The sequence below is a fragment of the Bacillus sp. A1 genome (assembly GCF_042296235.1).
Lineage (GTDB): Bacteria > Bacillota > Bacilli > Bacillales > Bacillaceae > Bacillus > Bacillus velezensis.
The window spans coordinates 2,509,493-2,530,469 of the sequence record NZ_CP141181.1; the positions used below are offsets into that span (position 1 = coordinate 2,509,493).

The window sequence follows — 20,977 nt, forward strand, 5'->3', positions numbered from 1 at the left end:
TTGCAACCGTATTCATGTGGAGATGGTTCCCTTTTTCGCATGTTCTTCCAGCGCTTTCGTTTTCCGCTCAATATCGCGGAGGGCGCTGACAATGACTGTTATTGAGTAAATCAAAAGCATGACGCCGGGAACGATTAACAGAATCGCCGTTCCGATCGGCTGGCTGGCCAAATGTATGACATATCCGGCATACGGAAGCTGATATCCCGTATACTGGGCCGCCACTTTTTCAGCTTGAACGGGTGCGGCATCCGGGGCGGCATTATGGTCCCCTTTTGTCTCAAACAGCAGGTTCCCGTCCTTTTTTGTGATCCCGATTATTCTGTGTGTGACGGCTGTTCCGTCATCTTGCGTAAAGGTGATCACATCCCCTTTTTTTAAGTCATTCACGTCAGAAATTTTCTTTACCGCTATGAGCGAACCCGTCTTAAATTCCGGGTCCATTGAACCCGACAGCACGGATTTCAGCGTATAGCCGAAAATGGCCGGCTCACCCCCGGAAGCCCGGGTCGAAATCACCGTTAACGTCAGCACAATAATCAAGCTGAAGATGACGGCATACAAAATATTACTGATCAGTTTCAGCGTTTTTTTCATGTTCTTCCCCGCTTTCTTTTACCGGCTCAGCCGGCTCTTTCTCCGTTTTCTTTAGATCGGAAACGGTCGCCTGTTCCCGGCATTTGACGAGTTTCATCGGTTTTGACCACTCAAATTTTTCTTCGTCGGCCGGGTACCCTTCAGGCTTGTAAACCTTGAATGCGTATATGCCCGGCTGCAAAGACCGTTTTGACTCAATTTTATAAATCGTTTTGCTTTTTTTATCAGTAATAAGCCCTTTATCCACAACATTGCCGTTTCGTAAAGGCTGCTGCTGAGAAGTGATTTTATGGAGCTCCCATTTCCAGTCAGAAACAGTCCGCTCTTTTCCCTTATTCTCCAGCTCGGCATAGAGCTGAAGCGGCGCACACACGGTGCCTGACGTATCAGTTTGATTTGTTATATGTAAATCACTTTGATCCCAGCGTTCGTCATAACGGCAATCGTCATCCGTATATTGAAAATCTCCGCAAGTTTGAACCGGGAGACTGAAGCTTTTCACATCATTGAAGGAGGAACTTGTATCACCTGTGAACTGAGCACATATCATCACGGACAGGCAAAAAATGAACGAAAGCCGTAAAAATAGCATCATCCGCCATCTCACCTTGCCCTTTTTTTCCATTCGCAACAATCGGAACATGCCTTACCCCCTGTAAAACTGTTAATAAATATGACAACCGTTCTCTTTAAAGAACTGTATGAACAAAGTATAATCAAGGATTATCGTCTTGAAAAATGTCAAATTCGGTCAAATTGTTCGTTTTTGAGAATGGTATCTTTCAAAAACATCGTTTTGCTTCAAATTACACACCTTTTTGGAATTTTTTCTAATAAAACGTGAGAAAATAACGAGGTGCCTAGCACAAAATGGAAAGTATATACAGCGAAAGGACGAAGAATGATGATCAAACAAAGTCTGATTTGCCTTTCTCTTCTTGTTTTCGGGGTTTCAGGAACAGCTCAGGCGGAAACGGTGCCTTATTATGCTGTTCACCATAAATCAAAATGGGAAAAGTTAGCAGAAAAAGAAGCTAAAAAAAGATATCCGCTCGCCCAAACGTTATTTATTCAAAAGGTGTGGGACCGGAAAAGAACGGATGAAGCAGTCAAGCAATACCACTTGACATTGCGGGATGGCGCAAAAGAATTTGGTGTGTTCGTTACGATTTCTTTTAATCCCTACAGCCAAAAAGTAAATAAAATTGCCGTCATTGAGGAATACCAATAAGGCCCTCCTGTATCAGGAGGACCTTTCGTGTGATTCAACTTTATTTTTTCCGCTGCATCCACAGCTTAAAACTGTACGGCAATATTCCGAACCAGTGCTGAGAAGCCGGCACTTTCTTTTCTTTCCGCACTTCTTTTCGCTCTCTCCGTTCCTGTTTCGGCGTATCGAAATATTTAACGAATTGCTCAGTCATATATTTTACATAATCATTTGTTTTCACGGCTCTCACCTCATAGTGCTGTCTTTACTATGAAGTGTTGTCCCGCCGCCTCTTTTTTATACTTCCGTCCATTGAATCAGCTGTTTCTTCTTCTGATCGAACAAAAGGTGAGCCTCCCGTCTCGTGCCTGTCGTGGTTTCCGCCTGAATTGTAACCTGAACCGTTTCCCTTCGATCACTCCCGGTGATGTGAAAAGAAACGGTGCCGTACGGAAAACGCTGTGTACCAGTTTGGCCCTTTTGTCCCTGTGTCATATGGCGGCTTGACAGCAGCGCGCCGTTTTGGAGCAGGTTCTCTCCGATCCAGTACTCCCCGGCCTCTTTTGCAAATGTTTTTCGGGTGATGAAATCAGATGAAGTATAGCTGATGACAAGTAAAACTGCGGCAGAAACAAACAGAACCGCGGGATATATAAAACCGTCAGATTTGTACATTTAATCACCTTTAAAAGAGCTGTAAACCGGAATGACCGCCTGATTCTTTTTACCTGTAACGCTTGAGATCTCTAATAAGAGCAGGCCATTTTTCACATCAGCCGTTAATGATGCCGCGTTTTGCAGGATCGGCACGTGGCCTTTTCCGTTTACTCTTTTCCTTATCATCTTATGATAAATTTCAAAACGCACTTCTTCGCCTCCTGTTTTCCGGCATGCTAACGCCCGTCCGCCGTCCGCCGGCTTCACAGTCTCAGCCTGTTTACATTCGTTCATGATCTGCTGAACGGCAATTTGATGCTCCCGGCTGTCTAATCCGCCGTTATCGGTCCGGTTTGATAAGAACAGATGTAAAATCGGGCCCAGGGTGCCTGATAGGAAAAGACAGACTGCCAAGGAGAACAAAACATTAAGAAGCGTAAAGCCAGTCTGTTTTGAGAATGCTGAGGCACATTTCTTTTTCGCCGGGGTCAGCCGCACACACTTTGTAATACTCACCATCCTCCTTCCACTTCACACCGGGAGACGGCGGCTTTTTTCCGGTCATCATATAAGTGCTGATATGTTTCTGAAGAAGCTGGTACGCTTCCTGGCGATCTTCTATTTTCAGGCCATCTGTCAGCATGCCCGTCCAGACCGGAATGATAGACGTCATAAGGAACAGCCAAATGGCCATTGCTGATAGCGTTTCAATAGTAGAGAACCCCTTATTTCCGTTTAGCATGGACATTTCCGCTCCCTAAGTAAACTGTGATCTCATAGGTGAACCCGGCGCTCTTCAATTGAATCTTTCCTCCCGAATTCGGATGGCCTTTTTCGTTAAATTCAAGGCTCTCCGGTAAAGTCACAAGCGTAATGTGAAGCGAATCAAAAGAACGCTCGACAATCCTTCCGCCTGACTGCAGTTTGTATTTATGCTCTTTTGGAAGAAAAGTGATTTTTGTTCTTTTATGTTCTGCGATAGCCGTTTCCTGAGCAAGCTGAATATCTTTTTGGAGCTGTTCTGTTTTTTGCCGCACGACAAGGTGGGTGCAGACCGGCGGAACCGTCGTGAACAAAACCGTCAGCAGGACGGACGCCAGGCTTAACACAATCAGGCTTTCAAGAAGGGTAAACCCATTTTCTGTCCGCCTGTTATTGTTCAACTGTAACTTCTCCGCCACTAATTAAGATCTGTTTACCATTCGGGCAGGCTGTATTCTTTTTGATATACCCCTCTGATTGTAAATCGTTCATATCCGGCATTTTACCTTCATGGTCGATTTCGTACGCCGTCACTTGGGCTTTCACCATATTCTGCAGTCCTTCACAGCCTTTACGCTGAATGCTTTGATTATGTTTTGTAACGTTAGGAATGGTGATTAAAAGCAGAATGGAAACGATAAATAAAACAATCAGCATTTCAATTAAAGTAAATCCATCTTGATTTTTCAGACGAAGCACTCCCTTACATTTGGTTCATCATCTGGTACATCGGCATCAGCATTGACATGTAGACAATTAAAATCATACCGGCCACAACACCGTAAATGACAGGCTGGAGAATGCCGGTATACTTCGCCGCGTTTTGTTCAAGACGCTCCATCATAAACTGGCTGTACGTATAAAGTTCGCGGTGAAGCAGGCCGTTTGCCTGTCCGTGGCTGACTGCAGCCGCAAGGTCTTTTTCATAGCACGGATGCCCAGAAAGAGCGGATTCTATGGTTTCTCCGGCTTTCAGACGTGTAATGAGCATCTCTGCTTCTTCACGATAAAAAGGCAGAAAAGATTGTTCTTTAAAAGCTGTTAAGCTGTCATAGATAGAAAGGCCGGATTTCAGAAGACTGCTGAGCTGTAAAGAGAAAAAGTAGCTGTTAAAAAGAACGGCCGCTTTTCCTAATAGGGGGATTTTCACAACAATCAGCATTTTATCTTGCGGGGATTTTTTCTTACATAAGAACCAAACGTACAAAAACAAGCAGAAAGCGGCGGACAGCGCCAGTGCGCAGGCTTCATGAAAATGCCGAAAAAATGCAAAGATGAAAGCAGTCGCACCGGATGTATTCATATTCATTGATTGATAAATCCCAGAAAACTGCGGAATGATTAAACTTTGCAGGATATAAAACATGACACAGACGGAAGATATTAAAAACATCGGATACCGGAGCATTTTTTTGATTTGATTCGTCTGCATGAGCTTTCTCTGTAACAAGTCGCCGCTTTGTTTCATCGCCCCCGGCAATTCCCCGTGTTTCTCAGCGAAATAGCAGATAGAGACGGCTTCTTTGTGAAAAGACAGTGCCTCAAGCACTTGGTAAAACGCATCACCTTCCCTCAGCCGGCGGATTCCGTCCGTCAGCTCTGCAAGCTGACGTTTATGCAGCTGGAGTTTCAGCAGTCTTAGCCCTTCAATCAGACTGTATCCTTTTTCCGTCATTTCACCGAGCCTTTTCAAAAAAGCCGCTTGATCCTTCAACGGCCAGGTTCGTTTAATCCGCTTCATGATACACCCACCGATCGTAATTGTCGGTCGTGACATAGCCGAGCGCGATTCCTTTTCTGATCAGCCTGCGGAGCGTCTGATATTGAAAATTGGCGTGCTCTCCCTTTGCTTCCTGAAAGCATTGGGTGAGGTTTTTCCCGTAGAGCAGTTCATAAATGCCCGCACGGCGTGTCTGCCTGTACATCCGGCAGTACACGGAACAGTTTTCCTCTTTGCAGAACGGACATGTTAAATCAACCAGACGCTGAGCGGCAATGGCAATGACGGTTTGTTCAATTTCTGTCATGTTCACGCCAAACTCCAGCAGCCTGTATATGGCGCCCTTAGCATCTCTTGTATGCAGGCTTGAAAGAACGAGGTGTCCCGTCATTGCCGCGCGGACTGCGATTTCAGCCGTCTCGGCATCCCTGATTTCCCCTAAGATGATCATATCGGGATCATGTCTTAAAATCGCTTTTAAACCGGCGGAATATGTGACTCCGGCTTTTTCATTCACCTGAACTTGCAGCACATCCTCATCTCTTGTTTCTACGGGGTCTTCAAGCGTGACAATCCGCCGGTTGAAATGCCGTTTTGCATAGTTGACAAGCGAGTAAAGAGTGGTCGTTTTTCCAGATCCGGTCGGGCCGGTAAACAGAAGCAGGCCGTGCGAATGCTTCAGAAAGGACAATAGTGCGGCGCCTGCCCCCCGAAATAAGGACAGTTTATCCAGAGGGGGAATCTGCTGCTTAGGCAAAAGCCTGATGACAAGACTTTCATCATTCATTGTCGGCAAGGTTGACATTCTCAAATGAACGGTTTCTGTCGGAAGCGGCAGAGACAATGACCCGTTTTGCGGCTTTCGTCTTTCTCCTATATCCATGGCCGATAAAAACTTGAAATGAGAAATAAGCCTTACACATTCCTCTTTTTTTAAGACTCTTTTTTTCACAAGAGCATGGCCGATGCGAAAATGAATGAAAGCATCCCTTTCTCTCGGCACAATGTGTATATCTGAAGCCCTTGCCGTATAGGCCTCGTTTATGATGTTCCTGCTGTATGTTTCAATATTTTTCACAAGACTTCCCTCCTTCCGCACGTATTGTAAATCAGATACACAAAAGCCGGCAAAGGAGAGATTATGCGTTTTACACTGTGTAAAACGCAAAAAAATAAAAAACAAGCCCCCTGACATTGATTTACCGAATGAAATCCGGAACCATTCGGCCATTTTCAGCCATCAAAAAAAGCAGGCGAATGCCTGCTCTTCTTAGCGTTTCTTTTCTTTCCGCAAATATTTTTTTTGATGCTCCCTCAAAATGTCCCCTGTCCAGCCTTTGTGCCGCAGATAAATATAAATCAGCAGGGTTGATACAATAATGAGCACGATGGAACAGATATACGCATATTTCCAATGAAGCTCCGGCATGTTATCAAAGTTCATCCCCCAGAGAGCTCCAAGCGCCGTCATCGGTGTAAAGAGTGTTGTAAAGATCGTCAAGGCTTTCACAATTTCATTTCCTCTTTGGGAGGTAATGACTTCCTCGGCGTGCAGCAGATTGCTCAATTCCTGATCAAACTCATTGATATATGTAATTCCTCTTTCCATCTTTTGATGAGCTCTGAGGTAATCTTTCTGCCTGTCATTTTTCGGAAGAAAAGCTTCTTTTAAAGCCATTTCTACTTTTTTAGCCCCCAGTGTAAGACCTTTCCAAATGAACAGCTCATGGCGCAGTTTATGCACATTTTCCAAGATTCCTTTGCTGTTGTCATCATGAATCTGCCATTTCAGCGTCCGCTGCTTGACTTCAAATTCATCCAGTCCGATCAGATAGGAATTCATCAGCTCTCCGAGTAAAACGAAAAAGCCTTCAATCGGATTTTCACAGGTTTGAATCTGCTGTGTGGCATGCTTTTCTTTTACACCGCGCAGCAGCGAAAAATCAAAATTAATTGTAAAAAAGAAGTCTCTCGTAATATAAAAGTGAAATACGGTATGGTTTTTTTCATCATCTAATCCTTGATGATAGATTAAAGAACCGAAAACCGCTTCATTATTCTGATCATTTGTATCTGAGCGCAGAAAGTTTATATGATTTTCATGTTCAAACCACTTTTCGCATTGCGGCCAGTGATTGTGATGGATCATTTTTTTCGCTTCTGTTTTTTCATGCGGACCGAGCTGGTACCACAGCCAGTCCGCACCCGAATGTACCTTCATCTCTTGTCATCCTCCAGTATCGCTTTCTTGTTTTATTACCGTAAATGAAGCAGGCTAAACCAGGTTCGATGTTTGAGCAGCCTTCTACAGTGGTATTATTCCGAAAAAAGGGAGGTGCAAGCCTTCCTTCGCGGAAGGCGTTACATTGTATATCATCAAACTATCTGCCATCGTACTATTTATTTTATTAACGGCGTGTTTTGTCGCCATAGAGTTTTCAATCGTTAAAGCAAGGCGCTCCCGCATTAATCAGCTCATTGAGGAAAATGTAAAAGGAGCAAAAGCAGCCAAGCATGTCATTACACACCTTGATGAATATTTATCGGCGTGCCAATTGGGTATCACCGTCACCGCTTTGGGAATCGGCTGGCTGGGTGAACCGACAGTCAAAGCAATGCTTCAGCCGTTATTTTTAAAGACCGGAGTTCACGAAGCGGTTGCCCAAGTCCTGTCATTGATCATCGCCTTTCTGCTGGTTACATATGTGAATGTCGTCATCGGCGAACTCGCCCCGAAAAGTTTTGCTATCCAAAAAGCCGAGCGGATTACACTTTTGTCTGCCAGACCGATGATTTTGTTTTATAAGTTAATGTTTCCGTTCATCTGGCTGCTCAATCATTCCGCCCGCCTGATTACAGCAATGTTCGGCTTGAAGCCTGCTTCCGAACATGAAATGGCTTATACGGAAGAGGAATTGCGGGTGCTCCTTGCCGAAAGCTATCGAAGCGGCATGATTAAAAAAAGCGAGCTCCATTACGTAAATAACATTTTTACATTTGATAAGCGCACTGCCAAAGAAATTATGGTGCCCCGGAATGAAATGGTGAGCCTGCCGTTAGACAGCGGATCGGGACATATGCTCCGGGACATTATCAAAACAAATAAATATACCCGGTATCCCGTAGTAAAAGGAGATAAAGATCATGTAGTCGGCATCATCAATATAAAAGAAGTTTTATTCAGATTCCTGTCAGAAGGAGCGGCGTTTACAAAACACGAACTCAGCCCTTACATCCAGCCGGCGATCCACGTGATTGAGACGATTCCGATTTATCAATTATTCGTTAAAATGCAGCGGGAACACGCCCATATGGCCATTCTCATTGATGAGTACGGCGGAACTGCGGGATTAGTAACGGCGGAAGATATCATTGAAGAGATCGTCGGCGAAATCCGCGACGAATTTGATACGGACGAAACACCTTCCGTTCAAAAGCTTGGGAAGAACCGCTATCTCCTGAACGCCAAATTGCTGATCAGTGACGTCAATGATGTACTCGGAACAGAGATTACGGCTGATCAAGTCGATACACTCGGGGGCTGGTTTCTTACTCAGCATATTGACGCGAAGCCCGGGAGCACCATAGATTTTGAAGGCTACACATTTACGGTAAAAGAAATCGACAGCCATCATATCATTACGATTGAAGCTGACAAAGCTGAATAGCTGAGGGAGAAATCCCTCCCGGCCATTCAGCTTTTTATCATCTTAATGATTCTTTTACGATAAATCCGTTTTTTGCCAGCGCTTTCGCCAGACTCTGCTCCGTTTTCACCTGAGAAAAATCAATGCCGAGCTTCACGACGGTCTGCGCGATTTCCGGCCTGATGCCTGAGATTGTCGTTTCTATGCCAAGAAGTTTTGTGCTGTCAATCACTTTAAAAATCTGATAAGCGACCATTGTATCCACAATCGGCACACCTGATATATCTAAAAATAAATAAGAAAGCCGGAGTGAAGAACATTGATCAAGCACCGATTCCAAAATCATTTTTGCCCGGTAGGTGTCAATTTCGCCGACGAGCGGCAAAATTCCAATACCGTCGGCAATCGGCATAATCGGCGCGCTTAGTTCGTTAATCATTTCTTTTTGGGCGTTTAATTGTGTAACCGTCACTTTATAATATTCCTCTGTAAATACTTCAATCATATGGTCAATTGCTTTGTTCAGCTTCTCTCCCCAATAGAATACCGCATTCGCCCCAGGCTTCTCAGACATTTTTTCACAGCATGTCTGTATGCGGTTCCAGACTAATCTCCGGAATTCTTTAAAGCTCGTGACGCTTTCATAGACCGGTACTTCATGGACGGCCCGGTCCCTTGCGAACTGAAGCGCCCATTTTGTCAGCTCCTCTTCCCCGCCGTCTTTTTCCGATAGAATGCCGGCAACGATTTCAATTAACAGACGGTGCTGCATTTCCGCTTTCTGATCATCTGAAGGCCGCCCCGATTTTGGTATGAGCAGCCACTGGCGTGTGATTTCACCTGATTCTTCAATTAAGGTTCGAGATAATGTTTCGTTCAAATGTTTCACGGGTCTCCTCCATTCAAATTCCTTTGTATGTATAAATCGGCGCCGGACGCACATACTGTAATTACATCCGATGGGCTATAGCCAAGCGGTAAGGCAATGGACTTTGACTCCGTGATCGTTGGTTCGAATCCAGCTAGCCCAGTCCCGCAACCGCAAAAAACGAAGATTAGCTGATAAATTTTGATCAGCGGATCTTCGTTTTTCTCTTATGATACAGATTGATGTACCGTTTTTTTCTTCGTCAGCTTCATCAGTTCTCCCGGATTGTATCCGATAACGAGCTTATTGCGATCGATCAGAATCGGACGCCGCAGCAGTTTCGGCTTCTCAGTCAAAAGCTTCAGCACTTCATTTACAGTCATTTCTTCAATGTTCAGGTTGAGATTTTTAAATGTTTGGCTTCTCGTCGCCAATATTTCATCAATTCCTTCGGTCGTTAATGATAAGATCTGCTTCAATTCATCAATTGTCGGTGTCTCCCTGAATAGATGGCGCTCTTGAAAGTCAACATTGTGGGCTTTTAACCAATGTTTCGTTTTTCGGCATGATGTGCAGCTCGGGTATGAATAAAAAATAAGTTCTTTCATTTTTAAAAATTCCTCCCTCGGATAATCCGTCTCTTTGTTAACATAAGTACCCTGAACTTTTTTTCATTAAACATATTTCAAAAAAATTTTTCGGATCTTTTTCAGAGAGCGGCATAAGATATAAAACACAGGGATAGACATAAATTCCACAATAAATATAATCATGAAAATGTTTACATTTCGAGTGCCGATCTATTATAATAAACTTCAGATAGACTCTCGGGAGGGGATAAGGAATGAATCGCATGTTCCGGGTGTTAGGATTTTGGACGGGGATATTTGCAGTCATGTTTTTTTTAGGGGGCATGAAAGACGCTTCTCTTTTGTTTTTTGGACAGACGATCTTTTTCGTATTTCTTTCTTATTTGAATCTGACTGAGCGGATGTATATTTATATTTTCGGAGCTTACTTAACCGTATTTTTCGCCGGATTTACATATTACTCAATTTTTATTATGACACCGGGCGGCGGAACCCACTGACAGAAAAAGACAGACCGATTAGGTCTGTCTTTTTTCATTTACAGTGAAAAACCATTAATAAACGGGTTTCGCTCCTGCTCTGTCTGGATATCCGTTTCCGGCCCGTGTCCGCTTAATACAAGTGTATGTCCGGGAAGCGTGAGCAGTTTTTGATGAATGGAATCAAGCAATACGTTCTGACTTCCGCCGTGTAAATCAGTGCGGCCGATGCCTCCCTGAAAGAGCACATCACCTGAAATCACCAGATCCGCGTCCTTCACATAATAAGAAACGCTTCCCGGTGAATGTCCCGGCGTAAACAATGTCTCCAAATGGAAAGGCCCGATGTCCAAAATGCCGTCGCCTTCGATCAGCCGTTCGGCGGGCCGTGCCGTTACGGCGATGCCCCGCAATATGCCTGATCCGTTTAAGGAAGAGCCTTCCAGCCACTTTTCTTCATTTTTGTGAAGATATACGGGAACATCCCATCTGTCTCTTACTTCGTCAAGCGCGCCGATATGGTCAAAATGAGCGTGCGTCAGTAAGATGGCCAGCGGCTTCAGATTGTTTTCTTTTATGTAATTGTTGATTTTGTCCGCTTCCCCGCCCGGATCAAAAATAAGACAGGACTGATCCTCACTGACAAGAAAATACGCGTTTGCCTGAATCGGACCGGCCGGCATTCGTCTCCATTTCACTTTCATCACCTCTTTATGTATATGCCCTTATTATGTAGGTTTTCTGCGGAAGATTCAATGAATGCGGCCGGGAAAACGCTATCGACAAACAAAATGAAAACGGTTAAAATGAAATGGAAAGATTTTCAGGTTCCAATGACAAAGGAGGAGCATCATGTTACTTGTTGTAATCTTCGGCCTTGTCGCATTATTAGCTGTATTAGGAGTCCTGCGGGCTGTCAGACAGAGAAATATCCTGGGATTTTTGTTAGCCGCCGCCACGCTGGGCGTGTTTGGCTGGTTTACCGTTATGACCGTTGTAACCAGCGGCTATCCGACTGCACATTAAAAGCCTGTATCCAATGGATACAGGCTTATTTTTTATTGCTGCAAATGTTTGCTGACACTTTTGATTTTGCTCTCCAGCGTCGTTTCTTTATCACGTCTGTCATCAATGCGGATATTTGTCGCCACTCTGTGCAGCCCTTTTTGAAACGGGGCTTCGTGAATGTCCTGAATGACTGCGAATAAGTCGCTCAGCTCACCTTCAATCAACGTGTTCATCGGCGTGAGCTGAAATTTGATTTTGCCAGCAGCTTTGTAACCCTCCAAAATGTTTTGCACATCCGCTACATACTCACTGACGCTCGGTGTTTTTGTTCCGATCGGAATGATTGTCACATCTGCAATTGCCATTTGGTTCAAACTCCTTTTTCATTTGTTATGATTGGTTCTGTCATGCCTGTTTTCAGTGAAATCAGACGGTCATACGTAAAGCCGTATAAAGCGTATTCCCCGTTCGGAGAGATCTGAATCGGCTCCATTTCCGTGTTTTTGAGCACCGTCCGCTCCCGTTCGTCTCCTAAGTCAAAGCTGATCAGATTGTAAGAGCGGCCTTCAGGCTTAAATATGTAAAACCGCTTGTGTGTCTGATCGTAATCATATTCCATCGGCGCAAAGCTCTTATACTTTTCTTGGAGAGGAAATCGGTGTGTCACGGATGCCGGCTTTTGGAAAAGGAACTCGCCGTCTCCGTCCGATTGATCCGTTTGTCTGACGGCAATCGTCATGCCCGGGCGGGAATCGGTCCAGATGACGTGATGAAGCACTCTTTTTTCTTTTTTTGTCTGCAAGTCATAAGAATATAAAGGACCCTCTTCCTCCGTTTTTCCTTGCTTAATATATTGGAATTCATCAGTGGAGGTCCAATGGACAAAAGGGGCCTGAACGGGACTCTTTTTTAAAATGCCGTTTTTCATATCGGCCGTATAGGCTGTGAAGTCCCATGTTTCAGTAAAAACGGTAATCATCATTTGATACGGGTCATACGGATTCCAAGCCGTCTCCAGCTCATAAGAGTTAAAGGCTTTGTGATAAAGTCTTTTCCCCTGCTTGTTCATAAGCACAAGCTCAGTCTGACCGCTGCTTGTCACCTGTACGAGAATCAGCTGTTTTTTCCGGCTGATCTTTACATTGACAATATGGCCCTTTGTTTCATAGAGCCGTTCGGATTTTCCGCTGAAAAGATCATATTTCATCAGCTGATGATGTGCTGTATACAGAATCGTTCTGTTATCCAGCCATCCTTCCGTTTTCTCCGCTTCCTTTTTACTGAGCGGAACGATTTTCTGTTCTGCCGATTTTGCCGAAACGCCTGTGTCTTGCTGCTGATGAGATGGTTCACAGGCCGCTAAACACAGAACGAATGCGGACAGCAGAACACAAACCAAGTATCTCACCAGCCTTCCCTCCATTCTTTTCTATTGTCCCATATTTGTTTATGTAAACAAATGAGAAATTTCACAGATGTCTCAAAAAACAAGCGACCTCCACAAAATACCTTCCGTCGCTTGATAAATATCAGCAAACTGATGAAAAGGCAAAGGGTTTTTTCCCTTCCCGAGCTCAATGGTATAGCCCTCTTTTCCATACTGCTGTATAAACCAATCCCTAAAACCGGCATGGCTGTCAATGGTTTTAACGCCTTGATAGCAGTTTCCGCTTATCGCTTCAAACTCCCGAATCATCCGGGATGATTGCTCCGGTTCACATCCTTCGTATCCCCAATAAATCTCTTCTCCCTGCGTATGGAGCGCGATCAGCCTGTCAGGCGGCTGCTCCGTTATCAGCCGGTGCATCGCCTGCGCCTCCGGTTCAGTGAGCGGCGCCGTCCCCGGAAAATCACGGTATGAAGGGGCTTTCGGTTTGCGCCTCTGTTCAATATCCCAATTGGATGGGAAATGTTTATTTAAATCCACACCGTTTATATTCGCCTTCCATTCGCGGAAATCCGGGCGATGCTCATTTAATTGATTAAGAAATTCATTTTTTTCTGATAAATCTTCACATCCGTAAAGTACGAGATCAACACCGTCGGGATTTACGAGCGGAACGAATGACAATGATGTCCGGCTGAATATATCAAGCGCAGAGTGCCCGAAAACAGTTTTATTTTCGCATAATGCCGCGCAATATTCTTTACACCATTTAAGCGCGACCGAGGTGGTGATCCATTCATTGGCATGAAATGAGGCGTTTACATGGACTTTTCTTTCGGCCGTATCCGCACCTATTTTCAGCTCATAAAGCGGCTTTCCCAATACGGAACTGCCGATTTTACGGCACGTGACAAACGGAAAGACATCCGTTATTTTCTCAATTTCTTCATAAACCGATTGGGAGCCGTACACCTTTTCTTCCTTCACCCATTGATCAGCGGAAAGAATCCTTTCACAGTGCCGGATGTATCGCGAAAGCCCGCTCAGCGTCTCAAGCGGCGGACCCTCTGACTGCCCGCTCACGGCAAAGCCGGGACAAAACAATTCATCGTTTTCCGCCGTTTTATCAGCGGCTTTCAACAGTTTTTCATCAATTGAAAGCACCTTTGCGATATCTTTCATATGCTGTTTCAATTCAGGTTTGACACGAATTCCCGCCATGTTCATCCCCCTTTTTTAAAAACTATATGACAGGGGAGATAAAAAAAGAAAGCCGCCCGCGATATGGGCAGGCAGACTTTCTTCAGCAGTTTTGATGTTTGAGCCATTCATTTTTGGCAATCCACGCCCCGCCGATGACTCCGGCGTCATTTCCAAGTGCCGCAATCGAAATATCGGCCGCTTCCGCAGAACGCGGGAACGCGGTGATTTTGAAGGTCTCTTCCACTTTTGACCGCAGGATTTCACCCGCTTTAGAGACCCCTCCGCCGAGCACGATTTTCGTCGGGTTCATGGCGCTTGCCAGGTTTCCGAGCACGAGGCCTAAATGTTTTGCGACATAATCGACGACTTCAAGCGCTGTCTTATCCTGCTGTTTAGCCGCTTCGAACACGTCACGTGCCGTCAGATCATCCACTTGTAAGAGCGAAGAGTCGGAAACCGCCGCAAGCTTTTCTTTCGCGATGCGGACGATGCCTGTTGCGGACGCAATCGTTTCGATGCAGCCGGATTTTCCGCAGTTGCACGGAGCTCCTCCTTCCGGAATACTGCAAATATGACCGATTTCTCCGCCGGCCCCGTTTTTACCGTGAACGATTTCTCCGTTGACGATGATGCCTCCGCCGACTCCGGTTCCGAGCGTCACTAAAATGACATCTTTGGCCCCGTCACCTGCACCCTTCCACATTTCTCCGAGCGCCGCGATATTGGCATCGTTTTCAATGACGGCCGGAATACCCGTTTCCGCCTCGAGATGGTCTTTCAGCGGATAGTTTTTCCACCCCATATTTGTCGTCTCATAGACCATTCCCGTCGCCATTTCCACGGGTCCGGGCGCTCCCATTCCGATCCATTTTACGATCCGTTTCGGCTTGTTCAGTTCTTCCAGCTTCTGGTCAAGCGCTTTGGCGATCGTGACCGTAATTGTGTTTCCTGATTTATCGGTCGGAACTTCCCATTTATGCTGAATTTCACCGTACATGTTGATAAAGGCCAGCTTGATGGTTGTTCCGCCAAGATCAATCCCCGCAAACCATGTATCTTCCATAATAATCTCCTTTTCTTATTAAAATCCTGCTTTGTTATCTGCCTTTGATCCGCTCCGATTCTCTCTGAAGAACTCCGGCGGCTTTTTGCCATAATTCTCTTTCAATCACGTTTGACAAGTACATTTCCTTTAATTCATCTTTCATAAAGTCAATTTCGGCTTGTCTGTCACCGAAATAAACGATATGTCCGAATGACTTAAACAGCTGCTGCACGTCATAAAATGAATTCATCTTCTTCACCATTTCTACTCTTCTTAGTATAAGCGTATTTCATCACTGATCCGGGCGTCAAGCAAAAAACGATTGGAGAAAATATCCTTGTATTATTTTCATAAATTGTATATTCAAAATTGTAAAAAAACACTCATTTATGCGTTTTTCTGTTACAATACTTTCGTGCCCAAAAGCACAAAAGGATTAAAGTTTGATGGGGTGTTGTTTTGAAACAAGAAAAAAGGCTGACGTTCATCTCAGCCATCAGTTTATTTGTCTTGATGTTAGCAGTCATTATTTCCTGCCTGTTTTTCTTTCATACAGAGCCGCATATGCCGCTGTTCTTTTGCGTCATTATTCTGTCTCTGGCAGGTTTGTGGCTCGGTTTCTCGTGGGACAGTCTTGAAAAAGGAATTGTCAGCGGATTGAAAAACGGTGTGCAGCCGATTATCGTGCTGGCTTTGATCGGTGTACTGATCGGCGCCTGGATGTACAGCGGCGCCATTCCCACCGTCACTGTTTACGCTTTGTCAATTATACAGCCGAGTCAGCTGCTTTTGACCGCATTATTTTCCTGCATGATTATCAGCACGCTTGTCGGCTCAAGTCTGACAACTGTCAGTACAATCGGCGTCGCGCTGTTAGGGGTAGCAAGCGCGGCGGGAGTTCCGCTCGAATGGACGGCGGGAGCAGTCATTTGCGGGGCTTGTTTCGGTGATAAAATGTCACCGATGTCCGACACGACGAATTTTGCCGCCGGAATCGGCGAAATTCCGATTTTTAAGCATATTCGCCATATGATGGGCACTACCGTTCCGGCACTGCTGATCACGATTGTTCTTTTTTATATTCTCGGTTCATCGGTTTCAATAAATGCCGCTTCAACGCAAAATATTGAGGCGGTCATTTCCGGAATGAAAGAGGCCGTGCACGTTACGCCTTGGTCGCTTCTTTCACCTCTGTTGGTGATCATTTTAGCTGTGAGACGGGTTTCCGTGATTCCGGTGCTTACCGCCGGTATTATTTCCGCAGGGCTTCTGACTGCTGTTTTTATTCCTGACAGCAGCATTCAAGGATTTATATCCGCCCTGCAAAGCGGGACGGAGTTTAAAACCGGCGACCAGGCTGTGGCCAGCATTATCAACAGAGGCGGGCTCCAATCGATGATGGGATCAGTCTCTCTGATCATGATCGCCTTTGCGCTCGGCGGCCTGATGGAAAAAACGGGCCTGATCGCGGCGCTGCTTCAAGGATTGATAAAAGGCGTGCATACGAAAGGACGTCTTGTCATGGCGACCGTCTTCTCAAGTATAGGCGTAAACCTTGCGACAGGTGAGCAGTATTTGTCGATCTTAATTCCGGGCCAATCTTATAAACCTTTATATGACAAGCTCAGCATTAAGCGGATTCACCTTGCGCGGTCGCTTGAGGACGGCGGAACATTGATCAACCCGCTGATTCCCTGGGGAGTAAGCGGCGCTTTTATGGCAAGCGCATTAGGGGTTTCCGTCATCGACTACCTGCCGTTTACCTTTTTCCTGTACATTTCTCCTATGATCTCAATTCTGCTCGGTTTCCTGAAAAAAAGCTGACAATACGAGAAAACCTGCCGTTTTTTACCGGCAGGTTTTCTTATGCAAAAAATCCCGCTGAAAAACGGGATTTGTTTAAAATGCCTGCTGAATGAATTTATTTCTGATAAACGGTATTTTTAAAAAGAAATGAATGAATGACCGTCTGATCCCCGGCTGGCTGAGCACGCTGTTCATCAGACGGTAGCGGTTTTGGTAAACGGCTAAAACAGATACGGCGCATAATGAGTAGATCAACATTTTTTTCATCTTATCCCTCCTGCCCCTATCGTTTGTCAAACAGCGAGAATTATTCCGGTGCAAGAAGTTTTTTATGCGATTAAGCGATGGTTTCAGATTCAGTCACGATCATATCGACCGGAATATCGTGGGGCATGCGGGGAATGCGGTCTGTCAGCTGGCAGTCAAAGAGAAGCGACACGGTACGGCCTTTATAACCGGAGAGGTACCGATCATAATATCCTCCGCCGTATCCGATTCTGAAGCCTTCCCGGTCAAAAGCCACGCCGGGCACAATCACAAGGTCAATGTCTTTTTGGGCGGCTTTTTCCGTCAGGCTCTCGATCGGTTCACTGAGGCCCGCATATACGGTTTCCAGCTGATCATACGCAGAAAATGTACGGAACTCCATCGCTCCCGTCTGCGGAAAGCATTTTGGGATACAGACTTGTTTTTTCTCTTTCCAGGCCTGTTCAATAATCGGCCGTGTCGGAATTTCCAGGCGTGTCGAGATGGTAACGGCGATCACGCGGGCCTGTTTCCATTCTTTTAAAGAAAACAGCGTTTCACGCATGCTGCGGCATTTTTTCTCCCATTCACTTTCTGTCATGTCAGAAAGCTTTGCTTTTATATCGGTTCTGATTTGTGCTTTCACGTTCCTCAAACCTCCCTGAAAGACAAAAAAGCCAGAACTTTATTGAAAGCTCCAGCTTTTTCCGCTGTTTTAAACAGCTTATTTTGTTTCACGGTGTAACGTAGATTTTTTATCACGTGGGCAATATTTTTTAAATTCAACGCGGTCCGGATTGTTGCGTTTGTTCTTTTTAGAAATATAGTTACGCTCACCACATTCAGTGCAAGCCAAAGTAATATTAACGCGCATTATTTTCCCTCCAAACTAAATATCATTTACTTATTCAGACTTATATATAATACCACTATAATGGACGGAATGCTAGAGTGATTTACATGAAATGTTGTTTAAGTGCAGAAAACATCAGTTTACGCTTCTGATCCTCTGAATGAGCCTGCGTCAGATGAAGGGAAAATATGACGAAACAGGACAAAAAAGGACTTTCTGATACGAAATCTATAGAGAAATAACCGTTTGCTCCCCGAATAAAAAAGATTTCCCGACAAAATTCCGTTTTTTTCTCTATTTCCTTTAGAATGGCGGCGTTTTATGGTATAAAAAAGAAGGGCAAATTAATAATAGAAGGTGATGAAACGTGGAAATTGCTATTATTGCGTTGTTTATCGTCAGTATAGCGCTTATTGCATTCTCATATTCTCAAAGAGATCCGATGAAAGACGTGGAACAGGAGCTTGAAACGCTTCAGCTTTCCGCCATGCAGGAAATTTACAAGTTGAAAAAGAAAATGACGGTGCTTGAAGAAGAATTGCTGGAAACCAACCTCGTGATCCGCAAAGCCAAAAGCAGCGGCATTAACCAAAAAATCGCCAAACAAATCATTTCAAAATATAACAACGGAATGTCTGCGGAAGCCATCGCAAAAGCGGAGCACGTGTCTGTCGAGGACGTCAATACCATTATTAAAGATAATGAGAAGGTGCTCGTATGACAAAACGGGGCATTCAGGCTTTTGCAGCAGGCATGATTTTAGCGACGGCCGTTCTCGCCGCTGTCTTCTATTTGACTGACCATGACCAGGCAGCCGCCGTTAAAACCGAAAAAACAGCATTGACAGAAAAAGAAGTAAACAGCTACCTCGACGATCAGCAAAAAGTCTCCGTCAACCGGGATGACTATCAAAAACTTCTTGATTCTAAAGAAAAATCGTTAAACAACGACCAAAACACAGACGACAAAAAGAAAAAAGTAACATACAAACTGACGATTAAAAACGGAATGAGCACTGCTGATGTGTCATCCATTCTTGAAAAAGAAGGGATTATTCCTTCAGCGAAGGACTTTAATGATTACGTCATTGACGCAGGCTACCATAAAGAAATCCGCGCCGGCCATTTCAAAGTCGACTCAGATATGAGCTTTAAAAAAATCGTCAAAACATTAACCCGCTAAAAAAGCTTGCAGGCATCGTCCATTCAGATGGATACGGCCGGCAGGCTTTTTTAATAAGCAATATAAAACGGACCCGGTCAATGGCCGGGCCCGTTTTTTTCATCCGAATTTTCCGGTGATATAATCATGTGTTTTTTGATGATCCGGCTGAGAAAATATTTTGTCCGTATCCCCCCACTCTACCAGTTCGCCCATATAGAAAAACGCGGTTTGATCAGAGACCCTCGCAGCCTGCTGCATGTTGTGCGTCACAATGACGATTGTATACTTTTCTTTCAATGTCAAAATCAGCTCTTCTATTTTCCGTGTGGATACGGGGTCGAGAGCGGACGTCGGTTCATCCATCAGAAGGACGTCCGGTTTGGTGGCGAGCGCCCTTGCGATGCACAGCCGCTGCTGCTGACCGCCTGACAGTGAAAGCGCCTGGTGGTGAAGGCGATCTTTCACTTCATCCCAGAGCGCAGCTGCCTTTAAAGATTCCTCGGCGATTTCAAGCAGTTTCTTTTTATTTTTTTCGCCGTGAATTCTCGGACCGTACACGACATTCTCAAATATTGACTGCGGAAACGGATTTCCTTTTTGAAACACCATACCGATTTGTTTTCTTAATTCTGCCGCATCCGTCTTTTCTTTCAGCAGATTGCGCCCGTTATAGATCATGTCGCCTGTCACTTTGACATTCGGAGCCATTTGCAGCATTAAGTTTAATGTTTTAATAAAAGTGGATTTCCCGCAGCCGGACGGACCGATGATCGCAGTTACCTTCCGCTCCTCAAAACCGATCGTAATGTCTTTTAAAGCCTGATGGGCTCCGTACCATACGTTCATGCCGTGAATATCAAATAAATTCTGTGTGTGCACCGCTTCCTTCACAAGGCTCACAGTCCTTCCCCCTATCCGAACTTTCCGTTAATGTAGTCATCTGTCTTTTGCGCTTTAGGACTCGTAAAAATTTGTTCTGTCTGCCCGTATTCCACCACTTCCCCGTTTAAAAAGAAAGCCGTTCGGTCAGACACCCTCAGCGCCTGCTGCATGTTATGCGTAACGATAATAATCGAATAATCTTTTTTCAGTTCTGTCAAAAGCGTCTCGATTCTGGCATTTGAAATAGGGTCCAGAGCTGAAGCCGGTTCATCTAAAAGAAGCACGGCAGGTTTCATCGCAAGCGTACGGGCGATGCAAAGGCGCTGCTGCTGGCCGCCTGATAACGAAAGAGCCGATGAATGAAGCCGGTCTTTGACTTCATCCCAAAGCGCAGCCTTCGTTAAGCTTTCCTCGACCGCATCATCCAAAACGGCTTTCCTGCGTTCCCCCGCATACTTCAGCGCATGTGTGATGTTATTGTAAATGGATTTCGGGAATGGATTCGGTTTTTGAAACACCATACCGATCTCCCGTCTGAGAGACACGACATTAATCGCTTCCCCCAAAATATTCAGCCCTTCATATAGGATCTCTCCCTCGCTTCTTGCCGAAGGAATGGCATCGTTCATTCTGTTAATCTGTCTCAAAAATGTTGATTTCCCGCAGCCGGACGGACCGATCAGAGCCGTCACCGCATGTTTTTCAATATCCATGTTTACATCTTTAACCGCTTGTTTGTCACCGTAATAAATTGATAAATGCTTCACTTCCAAAATTGAAGACTCCGGCGAACGCTTTGTCTGTTCCGCATGTTCCCTGATGATGTGATCAATCATGTTTTCGCCTCTTTCCG

Annotated in this window: 31 protein-coding genes and 1 tRNA gene; 8 read left to right on the forward strand and 24 right to left on the reverse strand. The window is 45.0% G+C overall.

Annotated features, from left to right (window positions below):
• Positions 1–12 precede the first annotated feature (12 nt).
• Both sipW and tapA read right to left on the reverse strand, forming a co-directional pair.
• On the reverse strand, positions 13–597 hold the full coding sequence (gene sipW / locus U2H13_RS12140) for a signal peptidase I SipW (RefSeq protein WP_012117977.1): 585 nt from the start codon (positions 595–597) through the stop codon (positions 13–15).
• A complete protein-coding gene (gene tapA / locus U2H13_RS12145) occupies positions 569–1,240 on the reverse strand; it encodes an amyloid fiber anchoring/assembly protein TapA (protein ID WP_025649852.1) in 672 nt (223 codons plus the stop codon). The genes sipW and tapA overlap by 29 nt, the downstream gene beginning before the upstream one ends.
• A 258-nt stretch (positions 1,241–1,498) precedes the next feature.
• On the opposite strand from tapA, the gene U2H13_RS12150 reads away from it, so the two are divergent.
• A complete protein-coding gene (locus U2H13_RS12150; RefSeq protein WP_012117979.1) occupies positions 1,499–1,828 on the forward strand; it encodes a DUF3889 domain-containing protein in 330 nt (109 codons plus the stop codon).
• A 40-nt stretch (positions 1,829–1,868) separates the two neighbouring features.
• On the opposite strand, the gene U2H13_RS12155 is transcribed toward U2H13_RS12150, so the two are convergent.
• The 9 genes from U2H13_RS12155 to U2H13_RS12195 form a co-directional block, all read right to left on the reverse strand.
• Complete coding sequence (locus tag U2H13_RS12155; RefSeq protein ID WP_003153093.1) at positions 1,869–2,048, reverse strand: YqzE family protein; 180 nt, start codon at positions 2,046–2,048, stop codon at positions 1,869–1,871.
• 56 nt (positions 2,049–2,104) lie between these two features.
• On the reverse strand, positions 2,105–2,482 hold the full coding sequence (gene comGG, locus U2H13_RS12160) for a competence type IV pilus minor pilin ComGG (RefSeq protein WP_017418138.1): 378 nt from the start codon (positions 2,480–2,482) through the stop codon (positions 2,105–2,107).
• Positions 2,483–2,878 (reverse strand): competence type IV pilus minor pilin ComGF, encoded by a 396-nt coding sequence (gene comGF, locus U2H13_RS12165; protein WP_025649850.1) that lies wholly within the window; start codon positions 2,876–2,878, stop codon positions 2,483–2,485.
• 13 nt (positions 2,879–2,891) lie between these two features.
• On the reverse strand, positions 2,892–3,206 hold the full coding sequence (gene comGE, locus U2H13_RS12170) for a competence type IV pilus minor pilin ComGE (protein ID WP_017418140.1): 315 nt from the start codon (positions 3,204–3,206) through the stop codon (positions 2,892–2,894).
• Positions 3,190–3,627, reverse strand: a complete 438-nt coding sequence (gene comGD / locus U2H13_RS12175; RefSeq protein WP_095061019.1) for a competence type IV pilus minor pilin ComGD — start codon at positions 3,625–3,627, stop codon at positions 3,190–3,192. Before comGD ends, comGE begins: the two co-directional genes overlap by 17 nt.
• Positions 3,617–3,925: a competence type IV pilus major pilin ComGC gene (gene comGC / locus U2H13_RS12180; protein WP_014418376.1), complete on the reverse strand. Its 309-nt coding sequence runs from the start codon at positions 3,923–3,925 to the stop codon at positions 3,617–3,619. Before comGC ends, comGD begins: the two co-directional genes overlap by 11 nt.
• 4 nt (positions 3,926–3,929) lie before the next feature.
• Positions 3,930–4,967, reverse strand: coding sequence for a competence type IV pilus assembly protein ComGB (gene comGB / locus U2H13_RS12185; protein WP_088461121.1), 1,038 nt, complete (start codon positions 4,965–4,967; stop codon positions 3,930–3,932).
• Positions 4,954–6,024, reverse strand: coding sequence for a competence type IV pilus ATPase ComGA (gene comGA, locus U2H13_RS12190; protein ID WP_014418378.1), 1,071 nt, complete (start codon positions 6,022–6,024; stop codon positions 4,954–4,956). The genes comGB and comGA overlap by 14 nt, the downstream gene beginning before the upstream one ends.
• A 192-nt stretch (positions 6,025–6,216) precedes the next feature.
• The gene (locus U2H13_RS12195; protein WP_014418379.1) at positions 6,217–7,167 is read right to left on the reverse strand and encodes a magnesium transporter CorA family protein; all 951 of its coding nucleotides are present in this window, start codon (positions 7,165–7,167) and stop codon (positions 6,217–6,219) included.
• A gap of 145 nt (positions 7,168–7,312) precedes the next feature.
• Between U2H13_RS12195 and U2H13_RS12200 the strand changes: the two genes are divergently transcribed.
• The gene (locus U2H13_RS12200; RefSeq protein ID WP_029973873.1) at positions 7,313–8,614 is read left to right on the forward strand and encodes a hemolysin family protein; all 1,302 of its coding nucleotides are present in this window, start codon (positions 7,313–7,315) and stop codon (positions 8,612–8,614) included.
• 37 nt (positions 8,615–8,651) lie between these two features.
• Here the strand turns inward: U2H13_RS12200 and U2H13_RS12205 are convergent, their stop codons facing one another.
• Entirely contained in the window at positions 8,652–9,482 is an 831-nt protein-coding gene (locus tag U2H13_RS12205) for an STAS domain-containing protein (RefSeq protein WP_021494316.1), read from the reverse strand.
• Positions 9,483–9,553: 71 nt separating this feature from the next.
• Between U2H13_RS12205 and U2H13_RS12210 the strand changes: the two genes are divergently transcribed.
• Positions 9,554–9,624 (forward strand) — tRNA-Gln (locus tag U2H13_RS12210).
• A 64-nt stretch (positions 9,625–9,688) separates the two neighbouring features.
• Here U2H13_RS12210 and U2H13_RS12215 read toward each other — a convergent pair.
• Positions 9,689–10,069 (reverse strand): Spx/MgsR family RNA polymerase-binding regulatory protein, encoded by a 381-nt coding sequence (locus tag U2H13_RS12215; protein WP_003153079.1) that lies wholly within the window; start codon positions 10,067–10,069, stop codon positions 9,689–9,691.
• A gap of 236 nt (positions 10,070–10,305) precedes the next feature.
• On the opposite strand from U2H13_RS12215, the gene U2H13_RS12220 reads away from it, so the two are divergent.
• Complete coding sequence (locus U2H13_RS12220) at positions 10,306–10,551, forward strand: DUF2626 domain-containing protein (RefSeq protein WP_003153078.1); 246 nt, start codon at positions 10,306–10,308, stop codon at positions 10,549–10,551.
• A gap of 38 nt (positions 10,552–10,589) precedes the next feature.
• Here U2H13_RS12220 and U2H13_RS12225 read toward each other — a convergent pair whose 3' ends face one another.
• Entirely contained in the window at positions 10,590–11,228 is a 639-nt protein-coding gene (locus U2H13_RS12225) for an MBL fold metallo-hydrolase (RefSeq protein ID WP_160216926.1), read from the reverse strand.
• Positions 11,229–11,382: 154 nt separating this feature from the next.
• Between U2H13_RS12225 and U2H13_RS12230 the strand changes: the two genes are divergently transcribed.
• On the forward strand, positions 11,383–11,556 hold the full coding sequence (locus tag U2H13_RS12230; protein WP_003153076.1) for a DUF2759 domain-containing protein: 174 nt from the start codon (positions 11,383–11,385) through the stop codon (positions 11,554–11,556).
• Positions 11,557–11,588: 32 nt separating this feature from the next.
• Here U2H13_RS12230 and U2H13_RS12235 read toward each other — a convergent pair whose 3' ends face one another.
• The 5 genes from U2H13_RS12235 to U2H13_RS12255 all read right to left on the reverse strand — a co-directional run bounded on the left by U2H13_RS12235 (position 11,589) and on the right by U2H13_RS12255 (position 15,435).
• Positions 11,589–11,903 (reverse strand): MTH1187 family thiamine-binding protein, encoded by a 315-nt coding sequence (locus U2H13_RS12235; protein WP_003153073.1) that lies wholly within the window; start codon positions 11,901–11,903, stop codon positions 11,589–11,591.
• 5 nt (positions 11,904–11,908) lie between these two features.
• Positions 11,909–12,946, reverse strand: coding sequence for a hypothetical protein (locus U2H13_RS12240; protein WP_154817567.1), 1,038 nt, complete (start codon positions 12,944–12,946; stop codon positions 11,909–11,911).
• A 72-nt stretch (positions 12,947–13,018) separates the two neighbouring features.
• Positions 13,019–14,146, reverse strand: a complete 1,128-nt coding sequence (locus U2H13_RS12245) for a M14 family metallocarboxypeptidase (protein WP_154817568.1) — start codon at positions 14,144–14,146, stop codon at positions 13,019–13,021.
• A gap of 82 nt (positions 14,147–14,228) precedes the next feature.
• On the reverse strand, positions 14,229–15,191 hold the full coding sequence (gene glcK / locus U2H13_RS12250) for a glucose kinase GlcK (protein ID WP_014418385.1): 963 nt from the start codon (positions 15,189–15,191) through the stop codon (positions 14,229–14,231).
• A 34-nt stretch (positions 15,192–15,225) separates the two neighbouring features.
• Entirely contained in the window at positions 15,226–15,435 is a 210-nt protein-coding gene (locus U2H13_RS12255) for a YqgQ family protein (protein WP_007408313.1), read from the reverse strand.
• 197 nt (positions 15,436–15,632) lie between these two features.
• On the opposite strand from U2H13_RS12255, the gene nhaC reads away from it, so the two are divergent.
• Positions 15,633–16,997 carry a Na+/H+ antiporter NhaC gene (gene nhaC, locus U2H13_RS12260; protein ID WP_076983733.1) on the forward strand — a complete coding sequence of 455 codons (1,365 nt, stop codon included), beginning with the start codon at positions 15,633–15,635 and terminating at the stop codon, positions 16,995–16,997.
• A 75-nt stretch (positions 16,998–17,072) separates the two neighbouring features.
• On the opposite strand, the gene U2H13_RS12265 is transcribed toward nhaC, so the two are convergent.
• The 3 genes from U2H13_RS12265 to rpmG all read right to left on the reverse strand — a co-directional run bounded on the left by U2H13_RS12265 (position 17,073) and on the right by rpmG (position 18,099).
• A complete protein-coding gene (locus U2H13_RS12265) occupies positions 17,073–17,246 on the reverse strand; it encodes a hypothetical protein (RefSeq protein WP_094296041.1) in 174 nt (57 codons plus the stop codon).
• 70 nt (positions 17,247–17,316) lie between these two features.
• Positions 17,317–17,871, reverse strand: a complete 555-nt coding sequence (locus U2H13_RS12270) for a 5-formyltetrahydrofolate cyclo-ligase (protein WP_017418150.1) — start codon at positions 17,869–17,871, stop codon at positions 17,317–17,319.
• A 78-nt stretch (positions 17,872–17,949) separates the two neighbouring features.
• Positions 17,950–18,099, reverse strand: a complete 150-nt coding sequence (rpmG, locus tag U2H13_RS12275; protein ID WP_003153056.1) for a 50S ribosomal protein L33 — start codon at positions 18,097–18,099, stop codon at positions 17,950–17,952.
• 346 nt (positions 18,100–18,445) lie between these two features.
• Here rpmG and U2H13_RS12280 point away from each other — a divergent pair, with 346 nt between their 5' ends.
• Positions 18,446–18,799 (forward strand): hypothetical protein, encoded by a 354-nt coding sequence (locus tag U2H13_RS12280; RefSeq protein ID WP_003153047.1) that lies wholly within the window; start codon positions 18,446–18,448, stop codon positions 18,797–18,799.
• Positions 18,796–19,260 (forward strand): endolytic transglycosylase MltG, encoded by a 465-nt coding sequence (locus U2H13_RS12285; RefSeq protein WP_022552954.1) that lies wholly within the window; start codon positions 18,796–18,798, stop codon positions 19,258–19,260. The genes U2H13_RS12280 and U2H13_RS12285 overlap by 4 nt, the downstream gene beginning before the upstream one ends.
• A gap of 99 nt (positions 19,261–19,359) precedes the next feature.
• Here the strand turns inward: U2H13_RS12285 and pstB (U2H13_RS12290) are convergent, their stop codons facing one another.
• Positions 19,360–20,142: a phosphate ABC transporter ATP-binding protein PstB gene (gene pstB / locus U2H13_RS12290; RefSeq protein ID WP_014418389.1), complete on the reverse strand. Its 783-nt coding sequence runs from the start codon at positions 20,140–20,142 to the stop codon at positions 19,360–19,362.
• Positions 20,143–20,153: 11 nt separating this feature from the next.
• Positions 20,154–20,960, reverse strand: coding sequence for a phosphate ABC transporter ATP-binding protein PstB (gene pstB, locus U2H13_RS12295; protein ID WP_014418390.1), 807 nt, complete (start codon positions 20,958–20,960; stop codon positions 20,154–20,156).
• Positions 20,961–20,977 lie beyond the last annotated feature (17 nt).

Coding starts and splice junctions, on each gene's coding strand:
- sipW (WP_012117977.1), bottom strand. CDS start 597: ATGAAAAAAACGCTGAAACTGATCAGTAATATTTTGTATGCCGTCATC.
- U2H13_RS12285 (WP_022552954.1), top strand. CDS start 18,796: ATGACAAAACGGGGCATTCAGGCTTTTGCAGCAGGCATGATTTTAGCG.
- U2H13_RS12230 (WP_003153076.1), top strand. CDS start 11,383: ATGTTACTTGTTGTAATCTTCGGCCTTGTCGCATTATTAGCTGTATTA.
- glcK (WP_014418385.1), bottom strand. CDS start 15,191: ATGGAAGATACATGGTTTGCGGGGATTGATCTTGGCGGAACAACCATC.
- U2H13_RS12235 (WP_003153073.1), bottom strand. CDS start 11,903: ATGGCAATTGCAGATGTGACAATCATTCCGATCGGAACAAAAACACCG.
- tapA (WP_025649852.1), bottom strand. CDS start 1,240: ATGTTCCGATTGTTGCGAATGGAAAAAAAGGGCAAGGTGAGATGGCGG.
- U2H13_RS12150 (WP_012117979.1), top strand. CDS start 1,499: ATGATGATCAAACAAAGTCTGATTTGCCTTTCTCTTCTTGTTTTCGGG.
- comGB (WP_088461121.1), bottom strand. CDS start 4,967: ATGAAGCGGATTAAACGAACCTGGCCGTTGAAGGATCAAGCGGCTTTT.
- U2H13_RS12255 (WP_007408313.1), bottom strand. CDS start 15,435: ATGGTGAAGAAGATGAATTCATTTTATGACGTGCAGCAGCTGTTTAAG.
- pstB (WP_014418390.1), bottom strand. CDS start 20,960: ATGATTGATCACATCATCAGGGAACATGCGGAACAGACAAAGCGTTCG.
- comGG (WP_017418138.1), bottom strand. CDS start 2,482: ATGTACAAATCTGACGGTTTTATATATCCCGCGGTTCTGTTTGTTTCT.
- U2H13_RS12245 (WP_154817568.1), bottom strand. CDS start 14,146: ATGGCGGGAATTCGTGTCAAACCTGAATTGAAACAGCATATGAAAGAT.
- U2H13_RS12215 (WP_003153079.1), bottom strand. CDS start 10,069: ATGAAAGAACTTATTTTTTATTCATACCCGAGCTGCACATCATGCCGA.
- U2H13_RS12265 (WP_094296041.1), bottom strand. CDS start 17,246: ATGAAAAAAATGTTGATCTACTCATTATGCGCCGTATCTGTTTTAGCC.
- comGE (WP_017418140.1), bottom strand. CDS start 3,206: ATGCTAAACGGAAATAAGGGGTTCTCTACTATTGAAACGCTATCAGCA.
- U2H13_RS12220 (WP_003153078.1), top strand. CDS start 10,306: ATGAATCGCATGTTCCGGGTGTTAGGATTTTGGACGGGGATATTTGCA.
- U2H13_RS12195 (WP_014418379.1), bottom strand. CDS start 7,167: ATGAAGGTACATTCGGGTGCGGACTGGCTGTGGTACCAGCTCGGTCCG.
- rpmG (WP_003153056.1), bottom strand. CDS start 18,099: ATGCGCGTTAATATTACTTTGGCTTGCACTGAATGTGGTGAGCGTAAC.